The sequence below is a fragment of the Priestia sp. J2 genome, from assembly GCF_020790095.1.
GTDB lineage: Bacteria > Bacillota > Bacilli > Bacillales > Bacillaceae_H > Priestia > Priestia zanthoxyli.
In genome coordinates, this window is sequence record NZ_CP086208.1 from 4,961,456 (window position 1) to 4,979,157 (window position 17,702).

19 protein-coding genes are annotated in these 17,702 nt (G+C 38.7%); 9 read left to right on the forward strand and 10 right to left on the reverse strand.

The window, feature by feature from the left end; genetic code table 11:
* Positions 1-121: 121 nt before the first annotated feature.
* Together cls and uvsE are read left to right on the forward strand one after the other, a co-directional pair.
* Positions 122-1,315: a cardiolipin synthase gene (cls, locus tag LJY09_RS25725; protein ID WP_155010601.1), complete on the forward strand. Its 1,194-nt coding sequence runs from the start codon at positions 122-124 to the stop codon at positions 1,313-1,315.
* Between the two features lie 24 nt (positions 1,316-1,339).
* Complete coding sequence (uvsE, locus tag LJY09_RS25730) at positions 1,340-2,293, forward strand: UV DNA damage repair endonuclease UvsE (protein ID WP_155010602.1); 954 nt, start codon at positions 1,340-1,342, stop codon at positions 2,291-2,293.
* A 32-nt stretch (positions 2,294-2,325) separates the two neighbouring features.
* On the opposite strand, the gene argS is transcribed toward uvsE, so the two are convergent.
* The 4 genes from argS to speE all read right to left on the reverse strand — a co-directional run bounded on the left by argS (position 2,326) and on the right by speE (position 6,404).
* Complete coding sequence (gene argS, locus LJY09_RS25735) at positions 2,326-3,996, reverse strand: arginine--tRNA ligase (RefSeq protein WP_033580387.1); 1,671 nt, start codon at positions 3,994-3,996, stop codon at positions 2,326-2,328.
* Complete coding sequence (locus LJY09_RS25740; protein ID WP_014457736.1) at positions 3,993-4,433, reverse strand: YwiB family protein; 441 nt, start codon at positions 4,431-4,433, stop codon at positions 3,993-3,995. Before LJY09_RS25740 ends, argS begins: the two co-directional genes overlap by 4 nt.
* 189 nt (positions 4,434-4,622) lie before the next feature.
* A complete protein-coding gene (speB, locus tag LJY09_RS25745; RefSeq protein WP_155010603.1) occupies positions 4,623-5,501 on the reverse strand; it encodes an agmatinase in 879 nt (292 codons plus the stop codon).
* 75 nt (positions 5,502-5,576) lie between these two features.
* The gene (gene speE, locus LJY09_RS25750) at positions 5,577-6,404 is read right to left on the reverse strand and encodes a spermidine synthase (protein ID WP_013059843.1); all 828 of its coding nucleotides are present in this window, start codon (positions 6,402-6,404) and stop codon (positions 5,577-5,579) included.
* 266 nt (positions 6,405-6,670) lie between these two features.
* Here speE and LJY09_RS25755 point away from each other — a divergent pair, with 266 nt between their 5' ends.
* Positions 6,671-8,737, forward strand: a complete 2,067-nt coding sequence (locus tag LJY09_RS25755; protein WP_099331348.1) for a transglycosylase domain-containing protein — start codon at positions 6,671-6,673, stop codon at positions 8,735-8,737.
* A 38-nt stretch (positions 8,738-8,775) separates the two neighbouring features.
* On the opposite strand, the gene LJY09_RS25760 is transcribed toward LJY09_RS25755, so the two are convergent.
* Both LJY09_RS25760 and LJY09_RS25765 read right to left on the reverse strand, forming a co-directional pair.
* Entirely contained in the window at positions 8,776-9,288 is a 513-nt protein-coding gene (locus LJY09_RS25760) for a YwhD family protein (protein ID WP_013085495.1), read from the reverse strand.
* 16 nt (positions 9,289-9,304) lie between these two features.
* Positions 9,305-9,952, reverse strand: a complete 648-nt coding sequence (locus tag LJY09_RS25765) for a site-2 protease family protein (RefSeq protein ID WP_028411960.1) — start codon at positions 9,950-9,952, stop codon at positions 9,305-9,307.
* Between the two features lie 273 nt (positions 9,953-10,225).
* Between LJY09_RS25765 and LJY09_RS25770 the strand changes: the two genes are divergently transcribed.
* Positions 10,226-10,411, forward strand: coding sequence for a 2-hydroxymuconate tautomerase (locus LJY09_RS25770; protein ID WP_013085497.1), 186 nt, complete (start codon positions 10,226-10,228; stop codon positions 10,409-10,411).
* A 46-nt stretch (positions 10,412-10,457) separates the two neighbouring features.
* Here the strand turns inward: LJY09_RS25770 and LJY09_RS25775 are convergent, their stop codons facing one another.
* From LJY09_RS25775 to LJY09_RS25785, 3 genes are all read right to left on the reverse strand, one after another.
* A complete protein-coding gene (locus tag LJY09_RS25775) occupies positions 10,458-10,967 on the reverse strand; it encodes a YwgA family protein (RefSeq protein ID WP_033580386.1) in 510 nt (169 codons plus the stop codon).
* Positions 10,968-10,990: 23 nt separating this feature from the next.
* The gene (locus tag LJY09_RS25780) at positions 10,991-12,298 is read right to left on the reverse strand and encodes an HD domain-containing protein (RefSeq protein ID WP_013059849.1); all 1,308 of its coding nucleotides are present in this window, start codon (positions 12,296-12,298) and stop codon (positions 10,991-10,993) included.
* Between the two features lie 193 nt (positions 12,299-12,491).
* A complete protein-coding gene (locus LJY09_RS25785) occupies positions 12,492-12,716 on the reverse strand; it encodes a YuzB family protein (RefSeq protein ID WP_013059850.1) in 225 nt (74 codons plus the stop codon).
* A 201-nt stretch (positions 12,717-12,917) separates the two neighbouring features.
* Here LJY09_RS25785 and LJY09_RS25790 point away from each other — a divergent pair, with 201 nt between their 5' ends.
* Both LJY09_RS25790 and LJY09_RS25795 read left to right on the forward strand, forming a co-directional pair.
* Complete coding sequence (locus tag LJY09_RS25790) at positions 12,918-13,592, forward strand: RsfA family transcriptional regulator (RefSeq protein WP_033580385.1); 675 nt, start codon at positions 12,918-12,920, stop codon at positions 13,590-13,592.
* A 128-nt stretch (positions 13,593-13,720) separates the two neighbouring features.
* Positions 13,721-14,572, forward strand: coding sequence for an octanoyl-[GcvH]:protein N-octanoyltransferase (locus LJY09_RS25795; protein ID WP_028411958.1), 852 nt, complete (start codon positions 13,721-13,723; stop codon positions 14,570-14,572).
* Positions 14,573-14,603: 31 nt separating this feature from the next.
* Here the strand turns inward: LJY09_RS25795 and pta are convergent, their stop codons facing one another.
* Positions 14,604-15,575 carry a phosphate acetyltransferase gene (gene pta / locus LJY09_RS25800; RefSeq protein WP_013059853.1) on the reverse strand — a complete coding sequence of 324 codons (972 nt, stop codon included), beginning with the start codon at positions 15,573-15,575 and terminating at the stop codon, positions 14,604-14,606.
* 276 nt (positions 15,576-15,851) lie between these two features.
* Between pta and hemQ the strand changes: the two genes are divergently transcribed.
* The 3 genes from hemQ to gerQ all read left to right on the forward strand — a co-directional run bounded on the left by hemQ (position 15,852) and on the right by gerQ (position 17,683).
* Positions 15,852-16,595 (forward strand): hydrogen peroxide-dependent heme synthase, encoded by a 744-nt coding sequence (hemQ, locus tag LJY09_RS25805; protein ID WP_013059854.1) that lies wholly within the window; start codon positions 15,852-15,854, stop codon positions 16,593-16,595.
* A 156-nt stretch (positions 16,596-16,751) separates the two neighbouring features.
* On the forward strand, positions 16,752-17,174 hold the full coding sequence (locus LJY09_RS25810; RefSeq protein ID WP_016765947.1) for a cell wall hydrolase: 423 nt from the start codon (positions 16,752-16,754) through the stop codon (positions 17,172-17,174).
* Between the two features lie 26 nt (positions 17,175-17,200).
* Positions 17,201-17,683, forward strand: coding sequence for a spore coat protein GerQ (gene gerQ / locus LJY09_RS25815; protein ID WP_028411957.1), 483 nt, complete (start codon positions 17,201-17,203; stop codon positions 17,681-17,683).
* Positions 17,684-17,702 lie beyond the last annotated feature (19 nt).

Consider the following 17,702-nt stretch of genomic DNA (forward strand, 5'->3'; position numbering starts at 1 on the left):
TTGTATATAATGAATGAGCATTCAGTCAATATCTTTTCGTTCTTTTGTTCATATTCTATTTAAACAAGGTGACACTAAGAACAACATAAAATGTATTTACATCGGGAAAAGAGGTGACATGATGAGCGGCATGATTGTGATTTTACTTTTTATTATTTTTATTGCTTGGCTTGCAATTGACCTTGGTGTTGGAAAGAAAGTATTTTCGCAGGCTGAAAATACTTTTCCAAAACGCCGTGCTTCTCTCTTTTTGTTCGCAGACGGGAATGTCTTGTATAAAGATTTATTTCACGAAATAGAAAATGCCTCTTCATTTATCCATTTATCGTTTTACATTGTACAAAATGATGAAATTAGCCAAGAATTTTTAGATTTACTAGTCCAAAAAGCACAGCAAAATGTTGAAGTCAGATTATTGGTAGACCGTGTAGGAAGCTATAAAATCAAGAAAAACAAAATTGCATTCTTAAAGAAACAAGGTGTTCATTTTGCTTACAGTCGAACGCTACGGTGGCCTTATTTGTTTTATACACTCAACGCACGCAATCACCGTAAAATGGCCGTTATTGATGGGAAAGTTGGCTACATTGGGGGTTTTAATATTGGAAGAGAATATTTAGGACTCGACGCCAAGCTTGGGGTGTGGAAAGATTACCACCTGCGTATGGAAGGGGAAGGTATACAAGACCTTCAAATGCAACTATTGAGCGACTGGTATGCTGCTACCGGCTTAGACCTGCGTAAAATGGAAAGATACTTTCCACCAACCTCTGAAGGAGACTATGTTATTCAGCTAAAGTCGACTGAAGGTTTTTCACTTGAAGAAAGCTTTTTATCGATTATCAACCAAGCCAATAGGGAATTGTACATAGGTACTCCTTATTTTATTCCAAGTGAACCTTTGATGAATGCTTTACTCCAAGCTCGTGCACGGGGAGTAAAAGTTCATATTTTAATTCCAATGCGTGCAGATCAACCGCTTGTTCATCATGCTGCGTTTGCTTATCTTCCCACATTACTTCAAGCAGGTTGTATGATTTATCAATATTATTACGGTTTTTACCATGCCAAAGTATTAATTGCAGACAATGTTATCTGCGATGTAGGAACGGCTAATTTTGATAAAAGAAGCTTGTTCTTAAATGCTGAAATCAACTGTTTAATCTATGATGCAACGTATATTGAAGAAGTAAAGAACAGCTTTAAAGCTTGTATGGGGGAATGCCCAATTTTGTCTTTAGAAGATGTCAAAAACCGAAAATGGAGTGAAAAACTAAAGCAAGGATTTGCAACCTTTATTTCTCCGTTACTTTAATGAACGAAAAGAGGAAGATTTATCATGAAAATTAGATTTGGCTATGTATCACATGCCCTGTCGCTTTGGGACTGCTCACCTGCTAAAACCCTCACGTTTACTAGATGGGGAAAAATGAAAAAAGATGAGAGGCTGGATAAGCTTCATTACGTCACAAAACAAAATTTGAATCATACTAAGCGCGCGTTGCATTTTAATATTGCCCACGAAATTATGCTGTATCGATTGTCATCTTCTCTTGTCCCTTTAGCTACTCATCCTGAAGTAGCTTGGAATTACATTGATGCGTTCCAAGAAGACTGGTCAGAGATAGGAGAATTGATTCGGAATCATCAGCTGCGCGTGAGTTTTCACCCCAACCAGTTCACATTATTTACAAGCGACAAAAAACACATTACAGAAAATGCGGTAAAAGATATGGATTATCACTATAGAATGCTTGAAGCGATGGGAGTAGCTGATCAAGCTCTTATTAATATTCATGTAGGAGGAGCTTACGGCAATAAAGAAAAAGCGATTGGTCGATTTCATGAAAACATTCAAACGCTGCCGCCTGCGATTAAAAAGCGCATGACTCTTGAAAACGATGATAAAACATACACAACTGAAGAAACATTAGCCGTATGCGAAAAAGAGAAAGTCCCTCTCCTCTTTGATTATCACCACCATAAAGCAAATGAAGGAGAAGAACCTCTTGACCTATTGCTCCCTCGTATCTTTGACACGTGGAAACATATCGGATTAAAACCAAAAGTACATATCTCTTCTCCTAAATCTGAAAAAGAATTTAGAAGTCACTCTGATTATGTCTCAACTGATTTCATCGCACCTTTTTTGCAAATAGCTAAAGATATCGGACAAGATTTTGACGTAATGATTGAAGCAAAGTTAAAAGATAAAGCGCTGCTAAAATTAGTGGAAGATTTAGCATCAATGAGAGGAGTAAAGCGTACGGGAGGCGCCACGCTTGTTTTTTAAATAAAAAAAGAGCCAAGAGGCTCTTTTTTTATTTACATTTTTTCAGGTGCTGAAACACCAATTAGTTTTAAGGAGTTTTGAAGCGTTACTTGAACAGCTTTCACTAGTTCAATACGCGCTTTACTTGTTTCTATATTATCGCTGTCTAATACTTTTTCTGCATTATAGAAGCTATGGAACGTAGAAGCAAGATCAAATACATAGTTCGTAATGCGGTGCGGAATACGTTTTGTTGCTGCTTCCGCTACGGCCTGAGGGAACTCTCCGATTTTCTTCAGCAGTTCCATTTCTTTTTCTGCACTAATTAATGAAAGGTCGGCGCCAGATGTTGATTGAATCCCCATCTCTTCACCTTGACGAAGAATACTGCAAATACGGGCATGAGCATATTGCGCGTAGTATACAGGATTTTCATTAGATTGAGAAACAGCTAAATCTAAATCAAAGTCTAAATGTGTATCCGCACTTCTCATCGCAAAGAAGTAGCGAGTTGCATCAAGGCCTACCTCTTCTACTAGGTCACGCATTGTTACTGCTTTACCTGTACGTTTGCTCATCTTCATTTTTTCGCCATTTTGATACAGTTGAACCATTTGAATAATTTCTACTTCCAGCGTATCTTTTTCATAACCAAGCGCTTGAATCGCCGCTTTCATACGAGGAATATATCCATGGTGGTCGGCTCCCCAAATATTAATTAGCTTATCAAATCCGCGTTGAATTTTGTCTTGGTGATACGCAATATCTGGCGTTAAGTACGTAAATGAACCGTCATTTTTAATTAACACACGGTCTTTATCATCACCAAATGTTGTAGAGCGGAACCACGTAGCACCTTCTTCTTCATATACGTGGCCTTGTTTTTTCAACGTTTCAAGTGCAACTGAAATTTTATCATTTTTATAAAGAGACGTTTCAGAATACCATACGTCAAATTTCACACGGAACTGTTCAAGATCACGCTTTAATTTAGCTAACTCATAATCTAATCCGTATTGACGGAAGAATTCAAAACGCTCTTCTTCAGAGGCGTTTACATACTTGTCTCCGTGCTCTTTTGCTAACTCTTTTCCGATGTTTATAATATCAGCACCATGATAGCCGTCTGCAGGCATTTCTTTCTCTAAACCAAGAGCCTGCATGTAGCGTGCTTCTACTGAATAAGCCAGGTTATTAATTTGGTTACCAGCATCATTGATATAGTATTCACGTGACACATCGTAACCTGCTTTTTCAAGAACATTACATAATGAGTCTCCAACTGCAGCACCGCGGGCATGTCCTAAATGTAAATCTCCTGTCGGATTAGCTGAAACAAACTCAACCTGTACTTTTTGTCCGTTCCCTACGTTTGTCTCACCGTATGCTTCACCAGCTTTTATAATCGTTGGAATAAGCTCTGTTAAATAAGAGTTATTCATATAAAAGTTGATGAATCCAGGGCCTGCAATGTCAATTTTTTCGATAGATGCTTTTGATTTATCGAAGTTTGCTACAAGCTCTTCAGCGATAACACGCGGTGCTTTTTTGGCAATACGAGCTAGCTGCATAGCCATATTGGTAGAATAATCACCATGTGTTTTATCTTTTGGTGTTTCTAATAGAACTTCTGGAAGTTCTGCTTTTTCAGCAAGTCCTGCTTTGACCACAGCATCTTGAATTTCAGCTTTTAATTTTTGCTGCACTTGTTCGACGATGTTCATTTTTTCTCCTCCTTGAATGTAATGGTTAACGCATATTTCCCGGTAGGCTGACCCTGTACTTCTAGATCATACGTTAAAAATAACCGACCCTTTTGAGTCATTTGTTTATATTCAATGTTATGAGCGAATGTTAGTAAATCCATACGTCCATAAGGGCTTATATAAGTTCCTTCGATCTGTACCTTTTTACGAAACGATTGCTTCATTTGAACAGCACCAGTTCGGTTAATTGATACTTCGTCTTCGCTAATTTTTACCATTGTTCTAATATCTCCGATTTCCTCTTGGCGCTCTGTGTATGTAAGATAAATTTTCGATCCTTTTTCATAATACATACCTTTTGCATTTACCGATGTTGTCTCTTTTCGGTGACCATCACGGATATCCGTCACAATTTTAACTTCAATGGGTTTTTTGACTTCTGAAGCGTTACTCACAAAAGACACTTCCTTATTAAAATGAATACGTTATAACTTAAATAGTATAAACATTCTAAAGAAAGAATTCAATAATACTTCAAAGGAAATATGATAGATAAGCCGAGAATTCCTTTTTTCACTGTGTTTGACGTACTCACATATTTCAAACAAAAAAGGCGGCCGTAGGCGGCCGCCTTTTTACTTTATTTATTTCTTTTGAACCCAGCCTAAGATCATTTCGCGAATAAGCTTGCTTGCTGTATTAGCTGTTTGTTCAGACGGATCATAAATTGGAGCTACTTCGACTAAATCTCCTCCGACAATACGAAGATCTGATTTAGCAATTGCGTGAATAGAAGCTAAAAGCTCTTTTGATGTGATACCGCCTGCATCTACTGTTCCTGTACCAGGAGCGTGCGCTGGATCTAATACATCGATATCAATTGTTACATAAACAGGACGACCTGCAAGTGTTGGTAGAATCTCTTTTAACGGCTCTAGAACTTCAAATTTTGAAATATGCATACCGTTTTCTTTTGCCCATTGAAATTCTTCTTTCATTCCTGAACGAATACCAAATGAATAAACATTCTCCGGTCCGATTAGTTCAGCAACTTTACGAATTGGAGTGGAATGAGAAAGTGGTTCTCCTTCATACTCTTCACGAAGGTCTGTGTGAGCATCCATATGGATAATGGCTAAATCCGGGTATTTTTTATACATAGCTTTCATAACAGGCCAAGAAACCAAATGCTCTCCGCCCATGCCTAATGGGAACTTGTCCGCTGCTAAAAGCTGGTCGATATACTCTTCAATTATGTTCAAGCTGCGCTGAGGATTCCCAAATGGAAGTGGAATATCTCCTGCATCAAAATATTTCACTTCTTCTAGCTCCCGATCTAAATACGGGCTGTATTCTTCTAATCCAATTGATACTTCACGAATACGAGTTGGGCCAAATCGTGAACCTGGACGATAGCTAACTGTCCAGTCCATTGGCATTCCGTAAAGAACCGCTTCACTTTCTTCAAAAACAGGCTGACTGCCAATAAATACATTACCTGAATAAGCTTCATCAAAACGCATATTTTGTTCCTCCTTCATTACTCATAGAAAAGATGCCAGCCTTAAACCTCTGGCATCTCACTTGTATGTGATAACTTATTTAATAAGATCTTGCACAAATTTAGGTAAGGCAAATGCCGCTTTGTGCAATTCTTTTGTGTAATATTTTGTATCAATATCAAAGAAACGATCTTCGCTTACTTCCAATGGATCATGTTTCTTTGAGCCCATTGTAAATGTCCATAAACCGCTTGGGTACGTTGGAATATTTGCTACGTATAGACGTGTAATCGGGAAGATTTCTCTTACATCACGCTGAACATTTGAGATAAGTTCTGGCGTGAACCAAGGGTTGTCCGATTGAGCAACAAAGATACCATCTTCTTTAAGTGCTTTTGAGATACCTGCATAGAATCCTTTTGTAAATAAATTCACAGCTGGACCTACTGGCTCTGTTGAATCCACTAAAATGACATCGTATTCGTTCTCGCTTTTAGCGATGTGCATAAATCCGTCATCTACTTGTACATCAACACGAGGATCTTCTAGTTTACCCGCAATTGAAGGTAAGAATTTTTTTGAGTACTCAATAACTTTTCCATCGATATCAACTAACGTCGCTTTTTTTACGCTTGGGTGTTTTAAGATTTCACGGATTACGCCTCCGTCTCCTCCACCTACAACTAGTACGTTTTCTGGATTTGGATGCGTAAATAACGGTACATGCGCAACCATTTCATGATAAACGAACTCATCTTTTTCTGTTGTCATAACCATACCGTCAAGTAGGAGCATGTTACCAAACTCTTCTGTTTCAACCATGTCTAATTTTTGAAACTCCGTTTGCTCTGTATGTAAAGTGCGATTAATTTTAGCTGTAATACCAAAGTTCTTTGTTTGCTTTTCTGTGAACCATAATTCCATTTCAAAATCTTCCCTTCTATTTTGAGAATTAACCTATGCATAGATTACCCTAACATAATTTATACAAACATGAAAAAAGTATAGATGAATTCAGCAAAAAAGCAAGTAAAATTTTTAGCAATGGAGGTTTAAAACCTCCTTTTCTATTTCATACTGATGATAGATACAAGCTTTAGAATCTACTTGCACCGCTCTTTTAATAGAATTTTGTTGTGTTGAAAGCAACATGTATGGTGCATAGTGACACATATTGGTGGTGAATAGAAATGGAAACGGTATTAACCGAACATTTAAAAAAGGCAAGACGCATCTTCCGAATTCTTCTCGTCCTTGGTATATTAGCGGGGGCTTTATTGTTGTTTGCCTACATAAGCATCTTTCTCTACGCCAAAATCGCTGGCCCCCCTCCGCTAAACGTTTCTCAAACAGCTGTTTTCTACTCAGCAAACGGTAAAGTTCTTGATGAAGTTCACAATGGACAAAAGCGCTACTGGGTTTCACTTAATCAAATTTCACCTTACGTAAAAGATGCGACTTTAGCCGTTGAAGATAAGCGCTTCTATGAGCATCACGGCTTTGATATGCATCGAATCGCCGGAGCAATTGTAGCTGATATAAAAGCTATGGGAAAAGTACAAGGTGCGAGTACTATTACTCAGCAGTATGCACGAAACTTGTTTTTAGAGCACGACAAAACGTGGACTCGAAAGCTTCAAGAAGCTCTGTATACGATTCGGTTAGAAATGAATTATAGCAAAGACCAAATTCTAGAAGGCTACATGAATACGATTTACTACGGCCATGGAGCTTATGGAATTGAAGCGGCAGCTAGGCTGTACTTTGATAAGCACGCCAAAAATTTGACGTTAAGTGAAGCGAGTATGTTAGCCGGTATTCCAAAAGGCCCTAGCTACTACTCTCCTCTTATTCATCAGGAAAATGCAAAAAAACGACAAAATATCATTTTATCTCTCATGAAAGAGGATGGAATTATTACGTCGAAGCAAGCAACAAAAGCGCTGGTAACTCCCCTAGCATTTTCAAAGCCTGCTGAAAAAGATCCTAACAAAGAAGACGCTTCTTACTTTATGGATGCAGCGCTAGCAGAATTAAAGCAAGATTTAGGCATTGATGAAACCATGATTTATACAAATGGACTTCGCGTTTATACAACGCTGGATGAAAAGATGCAGCGAACGGCAGAAGAAAAAATGAAAGATGTTATCAGCAGCTCTTCAGACGTACAAAGTGCATTTGTTGCGATGAATCCTAAAAATGGACAAGTGAAAGCTCTTATTGGTGGAAGAGATTATGAAAAGAGCCCGTTTAACCGCGCTACTCAAGCAGTAAGACAGCCTGGCTCAACGATGAAGCCATTTTTATACTATGCGGCATTAAAAGATGGTTTTACTGAATCCACTCCAATGAAAAGTGAAGAAACGACGTTCAAATTAGAAGATGGTGTTTCGACATACACGCCTAGTAACTATCACAATTATTATGCAGATGCGCCTATTACAATGGCTCAAGCCATCGCACTTTCAGACAATATTTATGCGGTCAAAACGCATTTGTTCATTGGGGAAAATCGCTTGATCGAAACCGCTAAAACACTTGGTATATCATCACCTTTAAAGAAAGTTCCATCTTTAGCTCTTGGAACTTCACCTGTCAAAGTCATTGATATGGTTAATGCGTACGGCATCTTTGCTAATGGCGGAAAAGAAATTCGTCCAACATTTATTAAACGAATTGAAACCCATGACGGAGAAGTTGTTTATCAAGCTCCTTCTGAACGGAAACAAGTCATTGATAGACGCTATGCTTTTCTTACTACCCATTTAATGACAGGCATGTTTAATCAAAAGCTAAATGGCTATACAACCGTCACAGGAAAGCCTATTTCTAAATATGTATCTCGTCCTTACGCGGGAAAATCCGGCACAACCTCTACGGATAGCTGGATGATTGGCTACTCTCCTCAGCTCGTTTCAGGCGTTTGGGTTGGATATGATCAAGGAAGGACAATGGATGATGTAGCTGAAAAAGGATACGCAAAAAAAATGTGGGCGCTATTTATGGAAGATGCTTTAAAAGGGAAGAAAAAAGAAAAGTTTAAAGCACCAAACGGATTAATGAGCGTCAACATTAATCCTCAAAATGGAAAGTTAGCATCCAAATCATGTCCTGTTCAATATAAAGCTTATTATTTAACTGGAACACAGCCTAAAACATATTGTACTGATCACATCGATCATGCAACAAAAACGAAGAAAAAAGAGCGTGAAACAGAAGGTAAAAAATTTCACTGGTTCCCAAAATGGTTTGATTAAAAAAAGCTTAAGGCCTTGGCCTTAAGCTTTTTTTAGCATTACGATGTTTGAAGCGCTTCTTTTAAGTCATCATTAGATAACGTCCAGATTTCTTCATTATGAGACTTCAAAAACTCACGAAGCAAAGCCTTAGACTTGTTATCCATTTCTTCTACCATAATGCGTCGTTTTAAGGATTTATCCATTTTGTTTACATGTTCAGGAAGTGACTTATAGCCGCGGCGAATTTCACGATCAACGGTCATTTCACATGCTGTCATACCTGCGTAGTAAGGTCCTTCTTGCTTGCGATCAATCGTTACCCATACAAGCCAATATAACTTGCCGTTTGGCACCTCGTCTTTATTCGGTAAGAACTTAATTCCTTTTTCTACTACACTTCTGGCATGCATCGCACCAATATCGACAAATACTTCTTCATCGCTTGGGCAAACAAAAACCGGTGAAATGTTTTCTAAACTTAACGCTCCAACCCCGTAGCCGCCGTGGCCGTCGGTTGAATCGTCTTTTATGATATTAAATCCTATACTTTTCTTTTTTGGCTGAGTCATAGTAAGCCTCCTCTATTTAGTAAATCAGTGGTGCTAATATCTGCTGAAAGATATTCATCACAAACGTTGCTGCTCCGTTTAGAAGCGGCCAGATTACAATTCGATCCAGAGGTGTAATCACAAGAATCAAAAATACAAAAATACCCCAAGACTCATACTGCGTCATTTTGGCTCGCGTAGACGGCGGAACGAGATCTTCAATCACGCGGTAGCCGTCTAAAGGCGGAAAAGGCAACAAGTTAAATACACCTAGTGTTAGGTTTATTTGAATAAATAATGTAAAAAAACGATAAAGCGCATCGTTGTCCACTGCGGCATTGTTCATCAAATAGTAAATAAGCAAGCCGATAAATGCCAACAACAAGTTGCTAAACGGTCCCGCTATCGATACTAGAATACCAGCTAAACGAGGCTTTTTAAAGAAATAGCGATTAACAGGAACCGGCTTCGCCCATCCAAAACCTGCGATAATTAACAAAAGCGTTCCAAATGGATCTAAATGTGCCAGCGGAGAAAGCGTTAGCCTTCCTTGCTTTTTAGCCGTGTGGTCTCCAAATAAATAAGCTACATACGCATGTGCAAACTCATGCAGTGTGAATGCAACAATAAGGGTCATCACCACGTAAGGAAGGTCTTGCAATGAAAAAGCTAAAAAATGTTCCACTCTTTATCTCCTTTATTTTAAAATAATTTCTACACATCATATCTACTAAATAAACCGTTTGCTTACGAAGAAGGATACAAGGCTTCTTGAACATGGCCTCAAAGGTCTCAAAAACCAGACATGGGCTCCCTATGGCCCCACCTGGTTTTTAGCATCGATGTTATGATAAAAAGTATACTACAGATTATGACCTGCATCACTACCTCATACTGTCATTTTATTCAGAAAACGGGTACACTAATCATATACTGACCAAAAAGGAGTGTACACATTATGCCAGTTGTAACTGTTAAGATGCTTGAGGGCCGTACAGATGATCAAAAAAGAGCTCTTGTTGAAAAAGTAACGGATGCTGTTGTAGAAACAACAGGTGCATCACCTGAAAAAGTATCCATTATCATCGAAGAAATGTCTAAAAACCATTACGCTGTAGCGGGCAAGCGCATGAGCGATCAATAACGCCTACATAAAAAAAATGCCATAGGAGTTGACCTATGGCATCTTTTTAATGTACAGACAGAGTTGCCTGAAGTTTTTCAATATATTCGTATGCTTCTGCAATGTCTTCTTCTGTATAGTTTTGCTTACGCTTTAACGTAAACACTTTTTCTTTTACTTCTTCTTTAGATAAGTTATCAAAATATAAAATCGTAGAGACGAGCTCCAAAAATTTAGAGCTTTGCTCGTTCATATCCTTCATACATTCCTGCAAGTGAGGAAGCTCTAAGTCATAGTGACTTAAAAATCCTTCTCCCGCTTCTGTTAATACGTAACGATACTGCATATACCCGCCTTTTTTCTCTTTAATTTCACTTAAAAAGCCCAAGTTACACAGCTCCTCAATTCGAAGCGTTAATTCCTCAGAATAAGGTCCAAAAAAGTGAAAATTATACTTTTCATAAAAAGGAAACTTCAGTTTTTTTCCGATAAATATCATCTTTTGTAACTTTTTTCTGCCAACAACTTCTCCCGCCGCGGAAAATACTTTCACAATCTTTGCGTGATCGTTTAACACAGCCCCTTCAACTCCTATACTATTTAACTCTGATCTCCTTTTAGTAAGTTTATAATCTGATCTTTAACTTTTCGCTTAGACGACAATTGATCAATGAGATCTTGTGGAAAATATAATTTATGATCGGTTCTCTTTTTCCCTGAAATTGCTTCAACAATCTCCGACTGACGTGATAATTCACGCACTTCATTATTTGGCATCAACAGATGAATCGGCAAACGTTCTTCCTCTTCACCCGGTCGATAAAAATCGTATGGTAGGTCGCTTGAAGAATCGACGACTAAATAATAATCTGGGTTAATGCCCGCTTTTTTAAAAAGTGTTGTAAGCTCCATCCACATTTTCATTTGTGAATTTGGATTAAACTCAATGTATTTAAAAAGCTGACGATTCATAAATCTTCGGCATAGATCAGATAAAATTTCATCCTCTTCTTCTTCCCATGCTTGAAAATAAAATAAAATAACAGATTCATCTAATTTCAAATACTCTTTTAGCGATATTTCTTCTTCAAAAATCGAATAAAAATGAGTGGGCTCCTGCTTGAACTCATAGTAATGATGATGGAGCTCTTTCGCGCGATGTAAAATTTTTGTCAAAATAACTTCAGCACTTCTCGTAACAGGATGAAAATACACTTGCCAGTACATTTGGTAGCGGCTCATAATATAATCTTCAACCGCATGCATACCGCTGTGTTTAATCACGGCTTGGTCTTCCCGAGGACGCATAACACGAAGAATTCGTTCCATATCAAAGTGACCGTAGCTTACTCCTGTGTAATACGCATCACGCTGCAAATAATCCATGCGATCTGCATCAATTTGACTGGAAATTAAACTAACGACAAGCTTATTTTCATATGTTTTCGCGATTACTTCGGCCACTTTTTTAGGAAAATCCTTTCCCACTTTCGTCAACACTTGATTTACCTCCGTGTCACCTACGATAATGGCTTGTGTAAATTCTTCATGATCTAAGTGGAAAACCTTCTCAAATGAATGTGAAAACGGACCGTGACCTAAATCGTGCAGTAAAGCAGCACAAAGACAAAGAAGACGCTCATCTTCATTCCATTCAGGGCGTCCTTGAAAACCGTCATCAATAATACGGCGCACAATTTCATAAACACCTAAGGAATGACTAAAACGGCTGTGCTCAGCCCCATGAAACGTTAAGTATGTCGTTCCTAGCTGTCTAATACGACGCAGCCTTTGAAATTCGGCTGTCCCAATTAGCTCCCAAATAACACGATCTCTTACATGGATATAGCGGTGAACAGGATCTTTAAATACTTTTTCTTCACTGAGTTTTTCATTAGGATATGTCATTTACATACCTCTCTATCTTCACTTTGTTGTTGCTATAATTTTTCGACACTCACTTCCTATTTTCCTATTCAGAATAAAAAATCACCTTGTCAAGCAACCAAGGTGATTTACCTAACAAACAAGGCGATTCTGTTTGTAAGAAGCTCGTTCGACAAATAAGTAGCAGAAAAGCAGCTATTTATTGTTTCACTATCTATTTTTTTACTTTTTTTTCAATCTTCTCGATTAATTCGTCCTCTGTTGGCGCTGCTACAGGACGGTTATTTACAAATGCAAATGACTTTTTACGTCCGGGTCCACAGTAAGACTGGCAACCGATTTGTACTTCAGCTTGTTCATCTATTTTTTTAAGTCGAGGTAACAACGTTTTGACGTTTGTTGCCTGACAATCATCACAAATTCTAAATTCATTTGCCATGTTGACACAATCCTTTCAAAATTGGTTCATCATTTTGTCTAAGGGGTATTTTACCCCTATTTGAAGTCCGATGCAAGTTAAAGAAGGAAGCAAAATCTATCATACTCCTAGAAGAAATGGTATAAAGTATGGATTTTTTGTACATGATGATACTACAAAACATGATTACTATGAGTCATGGAAAATAGAGGAGTGAACAAAGTGAAAGATAGACAAGATGCTTGGACAGAAGAAAACGACTTATTATTAGCTGAAACAGTATTGCGCCATGTCCGCGAAGGAAGTACGCAGTTGAATGCGTTTGAAGAAGTTGGAGATGAATTAAATCGAACTTCAGCAGCATGTGGATTCAGATGGAATGCTGTTGTACGCCATCAGTATGAAAAAGCACTGCAGCTAGCTAAAAAACAGCGAAAACAGCGTATGCGTGCACTTGGACAAGAGCAAGGCAAAAAGAAATTATTATATACGCCACCAGCATCTGTAGAGCATGTGGAACAAATGATGTCTGCGCCTACAGCAACATATAGCTTACCTGAAACACACGTAGAAAGAAGCAGCAGTGAGGAGCTTTCAATGGCTGATGTTATTCGCTTCTTGCAAACAATGCCAAATCAAGCGAGCAATTTACAAGCATTGCAAAGCGAAAACAAACGCTTGATGCAAGAAAATGCAGAGTTAGCTAAGAAAAACACAGAGTTGGAAAAACAAATTAAACATCTCGAAGCTAATGCTACTACTATTCAAGAAGACTATGAAACATTAATGCAAATCATGAACCGTGCGCGAAAGTTAGCTCTATTTGATGAAGAAGAGCGTTCTTCTACTACGTTTAAAATGGATCGTAACGGAAATCTTGAGAAAATGGCTGAATAAGCTACACGAACGAAGAAAGAGGGATGTCAAACTTGGCTCTGCTTTCTTCTTTTTCTATTTTACAGACAATGACCTGACGCCTTTATGCTATAATATGTTCGTTTACTGTTTATAAAGGGGTTTGAGATATGCAGCAGAATAGTTTGAAACTTTTAGCACAGCCCGCTTGGCGTATTATTGATCAATCCAGTCTAGGTCCTCATTTTGATGCCCGTCATTCTTTTGCCATCGATGACACGCTTTGTACAACCGTTGGAAGAGGTGAATCTCCAGCTGTCATGCGCTCATGGGTGCATCACGATACGATTGTATTAGGCATTCAAGATACAAAGCTCCCTCACCTGGCTGAAGGTGCAGCTTATTTACATGAACAAGGGTATAAAACAATCGTCCGCAATTCAGGCGGCCTCGCTGTCGTACTTGATCAAGATGTTCTAAACATTTCTTTAATTTTTCCAGATGCAGAAAAAGGAATTGATATTGATCGTGGCTATGAAGCCATGTTTGATTTGATTAAGGCCATGTTTGCATCTTACGGTACCGCAATTGAAGCGAAGGAAATCGTAGGATCCTATTGTCCCGGCAGCTTTGATTTGAGCATTCGCAATCAAAAATTTGCAGGCATTTCACAGCGACGCGTTCGCGGCGGTGTGGCCGTACAAATTTACTTATGCGTTAACGGAAGCGGCTCTAAACGCGCTTCTCTCATTCAAGAGTTTTACAAAAAAGGGCTCCAAAACACAGAAACTAAATTTTCATACCCAGATATCGAGCCTCATACAATGGCTTCTCTATCTGAACTATTACAGATTGATTTAACCGTTTCTGATGTCATGCTGCTTTTATTGCAAACACTGAATAGCATGAGCTCTTCTCTTGTAAATATGCCTTTAAATGCTACCGAACAAATGCTGTTTGAGACGCAGCTGCAGCGCATGTATGACCGCAATGAAAAAGCGTTGGGTTCATTAGCCGAATAAAAAAACTCCGCCCTAGGACGGAGTTTTTTTATTAAAGTGCTTGAGCAGCTGTGATTAAAGCAAGCTTGTACACATCTTCTTCGTTACAACCGCGAGATAGATCGTTTACCGGTTTGTTTAGACCTTGTAAGATTGGACCTACTGCTTCGAAGTTTCCTAAGCGCTGTGCAATTTTGTAACCAATGTTACCTGCTTCAAGGCTTGGGAATACAAATACGTTTGCATCTCCTTTGATCACTGAACCTGGTGCTTTCTTTTCAGCTACAGAAGGAACAAATGCTGCGTCGAATTGGAATTCGCCGTCTAATGTTACGCTTGGTGCTAATTCTTTTGCAATTTCTACTGCGTTTGCTACCTTTTCTGTTTCCGGAGATTTTGCTGATCCTTTTGTTGAGAAGCTTAGCATAGCAACACGAGGATCGATATCGAACATTTCAGCTGTACGAGCACTTTCGATAGCAATTTCAGCTAAATCTTGGCTGTCAGGTGAAATATTAATTGCACAGTCAGCAAATACGTATTTTTGATCGCCGCGAACCATGATAAATACGCCAGATGTTTTCTTAACACCTTGTCTTGTTTTGATAATTTGTAGAGCAGGTCGCACCGTGTCTGCTGTAGAATGAGCAGCTCCGCTTACAAGACCGTCAGCTTTGTTCATATGAACAAGCATTGTGCCAAAATAATTTTCATCTAATAAAATTTTGCGAGCATCTTCTTCTGTTGCTTTGCCTTTACGACGCTCAACAAATGCTGCCACCATTTCATCAAATTCAGAGTAGCTTTGAGGATCTAAAACCTCAACACCGTCTAATTTTACGTTTAATTCTGCTGCTTTTGATGCTACCGCGTCTTTATTTCCAACAACGATAGGCTTTAAGATATTGTCGGCAGCTAAACGAGAAACAGCACCTAATACGCGCTCATCTAATCCCTCTGGGAATACGATTGATACATCGCTAGCTGATACTTTTTGTTTTAAACCTGTAAATAAATCACTCAAAGTAAATCCTCCTCGATATGTAAAAAACTTTTCTCATAATAGGATACTCCACTTTTTTTAAAAATCAAAGGCATGTCCTTCAAGAATCCATGATTACGAAAAAGTCTTTTAATTCTTAATTTTCCGCTAACACTCAAAATAAAACCTGTTTTTACTTTGCAACAATTGTTTAAAGTTTAGTCACAAAATCACAGGTTTTTCATTCCAGTTCTTCGGACAAACTATGATATAGTAGAATTGGAATTTATCATAATCGGACAATAGGAGTGAAACGAAATGGCAGAAGCAGCACAAACATTAGACGGTTGGTATGCACTTCATGATTTCCGTTCAATCGATTGGGGCGCTTGGAAGCAGTTATCAAGCGACGATCGCCAAGCGGCCATCCATGAATTTTTAGGTTTGATTGAGAAATGGAAAGGAACTGAAGCTGAAAAGCAAGGCAGTCATGCTTTATATACCATTGTCGGCCAAAAAGCAGATTTTATGCTAATGCTTGTTCGTCCTACTATGGAAGAACTAAATGAAATTGAAACAGAATTTAACAAAACAAAGCTTGCTGAGTTTACCATTCCTACTTATTCATATGTATCAGTAGTTGAATTAAGCAACTACTTACCTGCTGGGGAGGATCCTTATGAAAATCCTCAAATCCAAGCTAGACTATATCCAACTTTACCAAAAGCTAGTCACGTTTGCTTTTATCCAATGGATAAACGTCGTCAAGGAAATGACAATTGGTACATGCTTCCTATGGAAGAACGACGCAGCTTAATGCGCAGCCACGGAATGATTGGACGTCAATACGCTGGAAAAGTAAAGCAAATCATTACGGGTTCTGTTGGGTTTGATGATTATGAGTGGGGCGTTACTCTTTTTGCAGATGACGTTCTTCAATTTAAAAAATTAGTATACGAAATGCGTTTTGACGAAGTAAGTGCTCGCTACGGGGAATTTGGCAGCTTCTTTGTCGGAAATTTATTAAAAGAAGAAGCTATTGCACGCTTTTTACACGTTTAAACTAAGCTGCAAAAGCGTTCATCTCTTTTATAAAATTTAGTATATAAAAAACCTGTTTCCACTTGGAAACAGGTTTTTTTATTTTCTACCCATGGCATATTCGCATCTACAGGACCATATATATACAACAGTGTCACAAGTAAGCGAGGTGGGATAATGGCAGTCGTTGCACACAACGAAGAAGATGTTAAGCTCCTAGCCAGACTCATTCGAGCTGAAGCTGAAAGTGAAGGAAAACAAGGGATGTTACTGGTAGGAAATGTAGGCGTGAACCGCGCTAAAGCTCCCTGTTTGGATTTTAGAAATATAAGAACCATTCGTCAGATGGTATTTCAAAACCCAGGCGGATTTGAAGCAACTCAAAAAGGCTACTTTTATCAGCGTGCCCGCCAGTCTGAAATTACACTTGCACGACGTGTATTAAGAGGGGAACGTTTTAACCCCGCGGAAAACTCACTGTGGTTTTTCAAGCCCAGCGGCGACTGTCCTGCTCAATGGTATAACCAAAATAACACAGGACGATTTAAATCTCACTGTTTCTTTGCACCAACTCAAGCTGATTGTCCAGGAGTTTACTAATTTCTTTTTGTTTGAAGGAGGTTCCTATGAAAAAACCAAAGTCTAATCAACCGCAACAGCAATATATGCAAAATCCGTATATGAGTCCAAACTACCCTTATTATATGCCTCAGCCGCAGCAGCCCCAGCCAGGCGGCCAGCCGCAGGTTCAAGGGCAAAGCCAAGGAGGGCCACCCCCTACCTCTTCTGGAGGCAGTGGTGCCCCGCAAGACCCAAATCAACTGCCTATTGAAGAATCATATATTGAAAATATTTTACGTTTAAATCGAGGAAAAATAGCGACTGTATATATGACGTTTGAAAATAATACGCAGTGGAACGCGAAGGTCTTTAGAGGTATTATTGAAGCGGCCGGACGCGATCATATCATTTTAAGCGATCCACAGACTGGAACGCGCTATGTACTGCTTATGGTTTATCTTGATTACATTACCTTCGATGAAGAAATTAAATACAATTATCCATTTGGCGGTGGAGGCCAACAGTTGAGCAATTATTCTCCGCGTTAAAAAAACCCCTTTTCAGGGG

Bases quoted from the DNA above. Each gene is read 5' to 3' on its own strand.
- LJY09_RS25785 (WP_013059850.1), bottom strand. From the start codon at position 12,716: ATGGCAAATGAATTTAGAATTTGTGATGATTGTCAGGCAACAAACGTC.
- speE (WP_013059843.1), bottom strand. From the start codon at position 6,404: ATGGAATTATGGTTCACAGAAAAGCAAACAAAGAACTTTGGTATTACA.
- LJY09_RS25755 (WP_099331348.1), top strand. From the start codon at position 6,671: ATGGAAACGGTATTAACCGAACATTTAAAAAAGGCAAGACGCATCTTC.
- LJY09_RS25770 (WP_013085497.1), top strand. From the start codon at position 10,226: ATGCCAGTTGTAACTGTTAAGATGCTTGAGGGCCGTACAGATGATCAA.
- speB (WP_155010603.1), bottom strand. From the start codon at position 5,501: ATGCGTTTTGATGAAGCTTATTCAGGTAATGTATTTATTGGCAGTCAG.
- gerQ (WP_028411957.1), top strand. From the start codon at position 17,201: ATGAAAAAACCAAAGTCTAATCAACCGCAACAGCAATATATGCAAAAT.
- cls (WP_155010601.1), top strand. From the start codon at position 122: ATGAGCGGCATGATTGTGATTTTACTTTTTATTATTTTTATTGCTTGG.
- argS (WP_033580387.1), bottom strand. From the start codon at position 3,996: ATGAACATCGTCGAACAAGTGCAGCAAAAATTAAAAGCTGAAATTCAA.
- LJY09_RS25780 (WP_013059849.1), bottom strand. From the start codon at position 12,298: ATGACATATCCTAATGAAAAACTCAGTGAAGAAAAAGTATTTAAAGAT.
- hemQ (WP_013059854.1), top strand. From the start codon at position 15,852: ATGGCAGAAGCAGCACAAACATTAGACGGTTGGTATGCACTTCATGAT.
- LJY09_RS25810 (WP_016765947.1), top strand. From the start codon at position 16,752: ATGGCAGTCGTTGCACACAACGAAGAAGATGTTAAGCTCCTAGCCAGA.
- uvsE (WP_155010602.1), top strand. From the start codon at position 1,340: ATGAAAATTAGATTTGGCTATGTATCACATGCCCTGTCGCTTTGGGAC.
- LJY09_RS25760 (WP_013085495.1), bottom strand. From the start codon at position 9,288: ATGACTCAGCCAAAAAAGAAAAGTATAGGATTTAATATCATAAAAGAC.
- LJY09_RS25795 (WP_028411958.1), top strand. From the start codon at position 13,721: ATGCAGCAGAATAGTTTGAAACTTTTAGCACAGCCCGCTTGGCGTATT.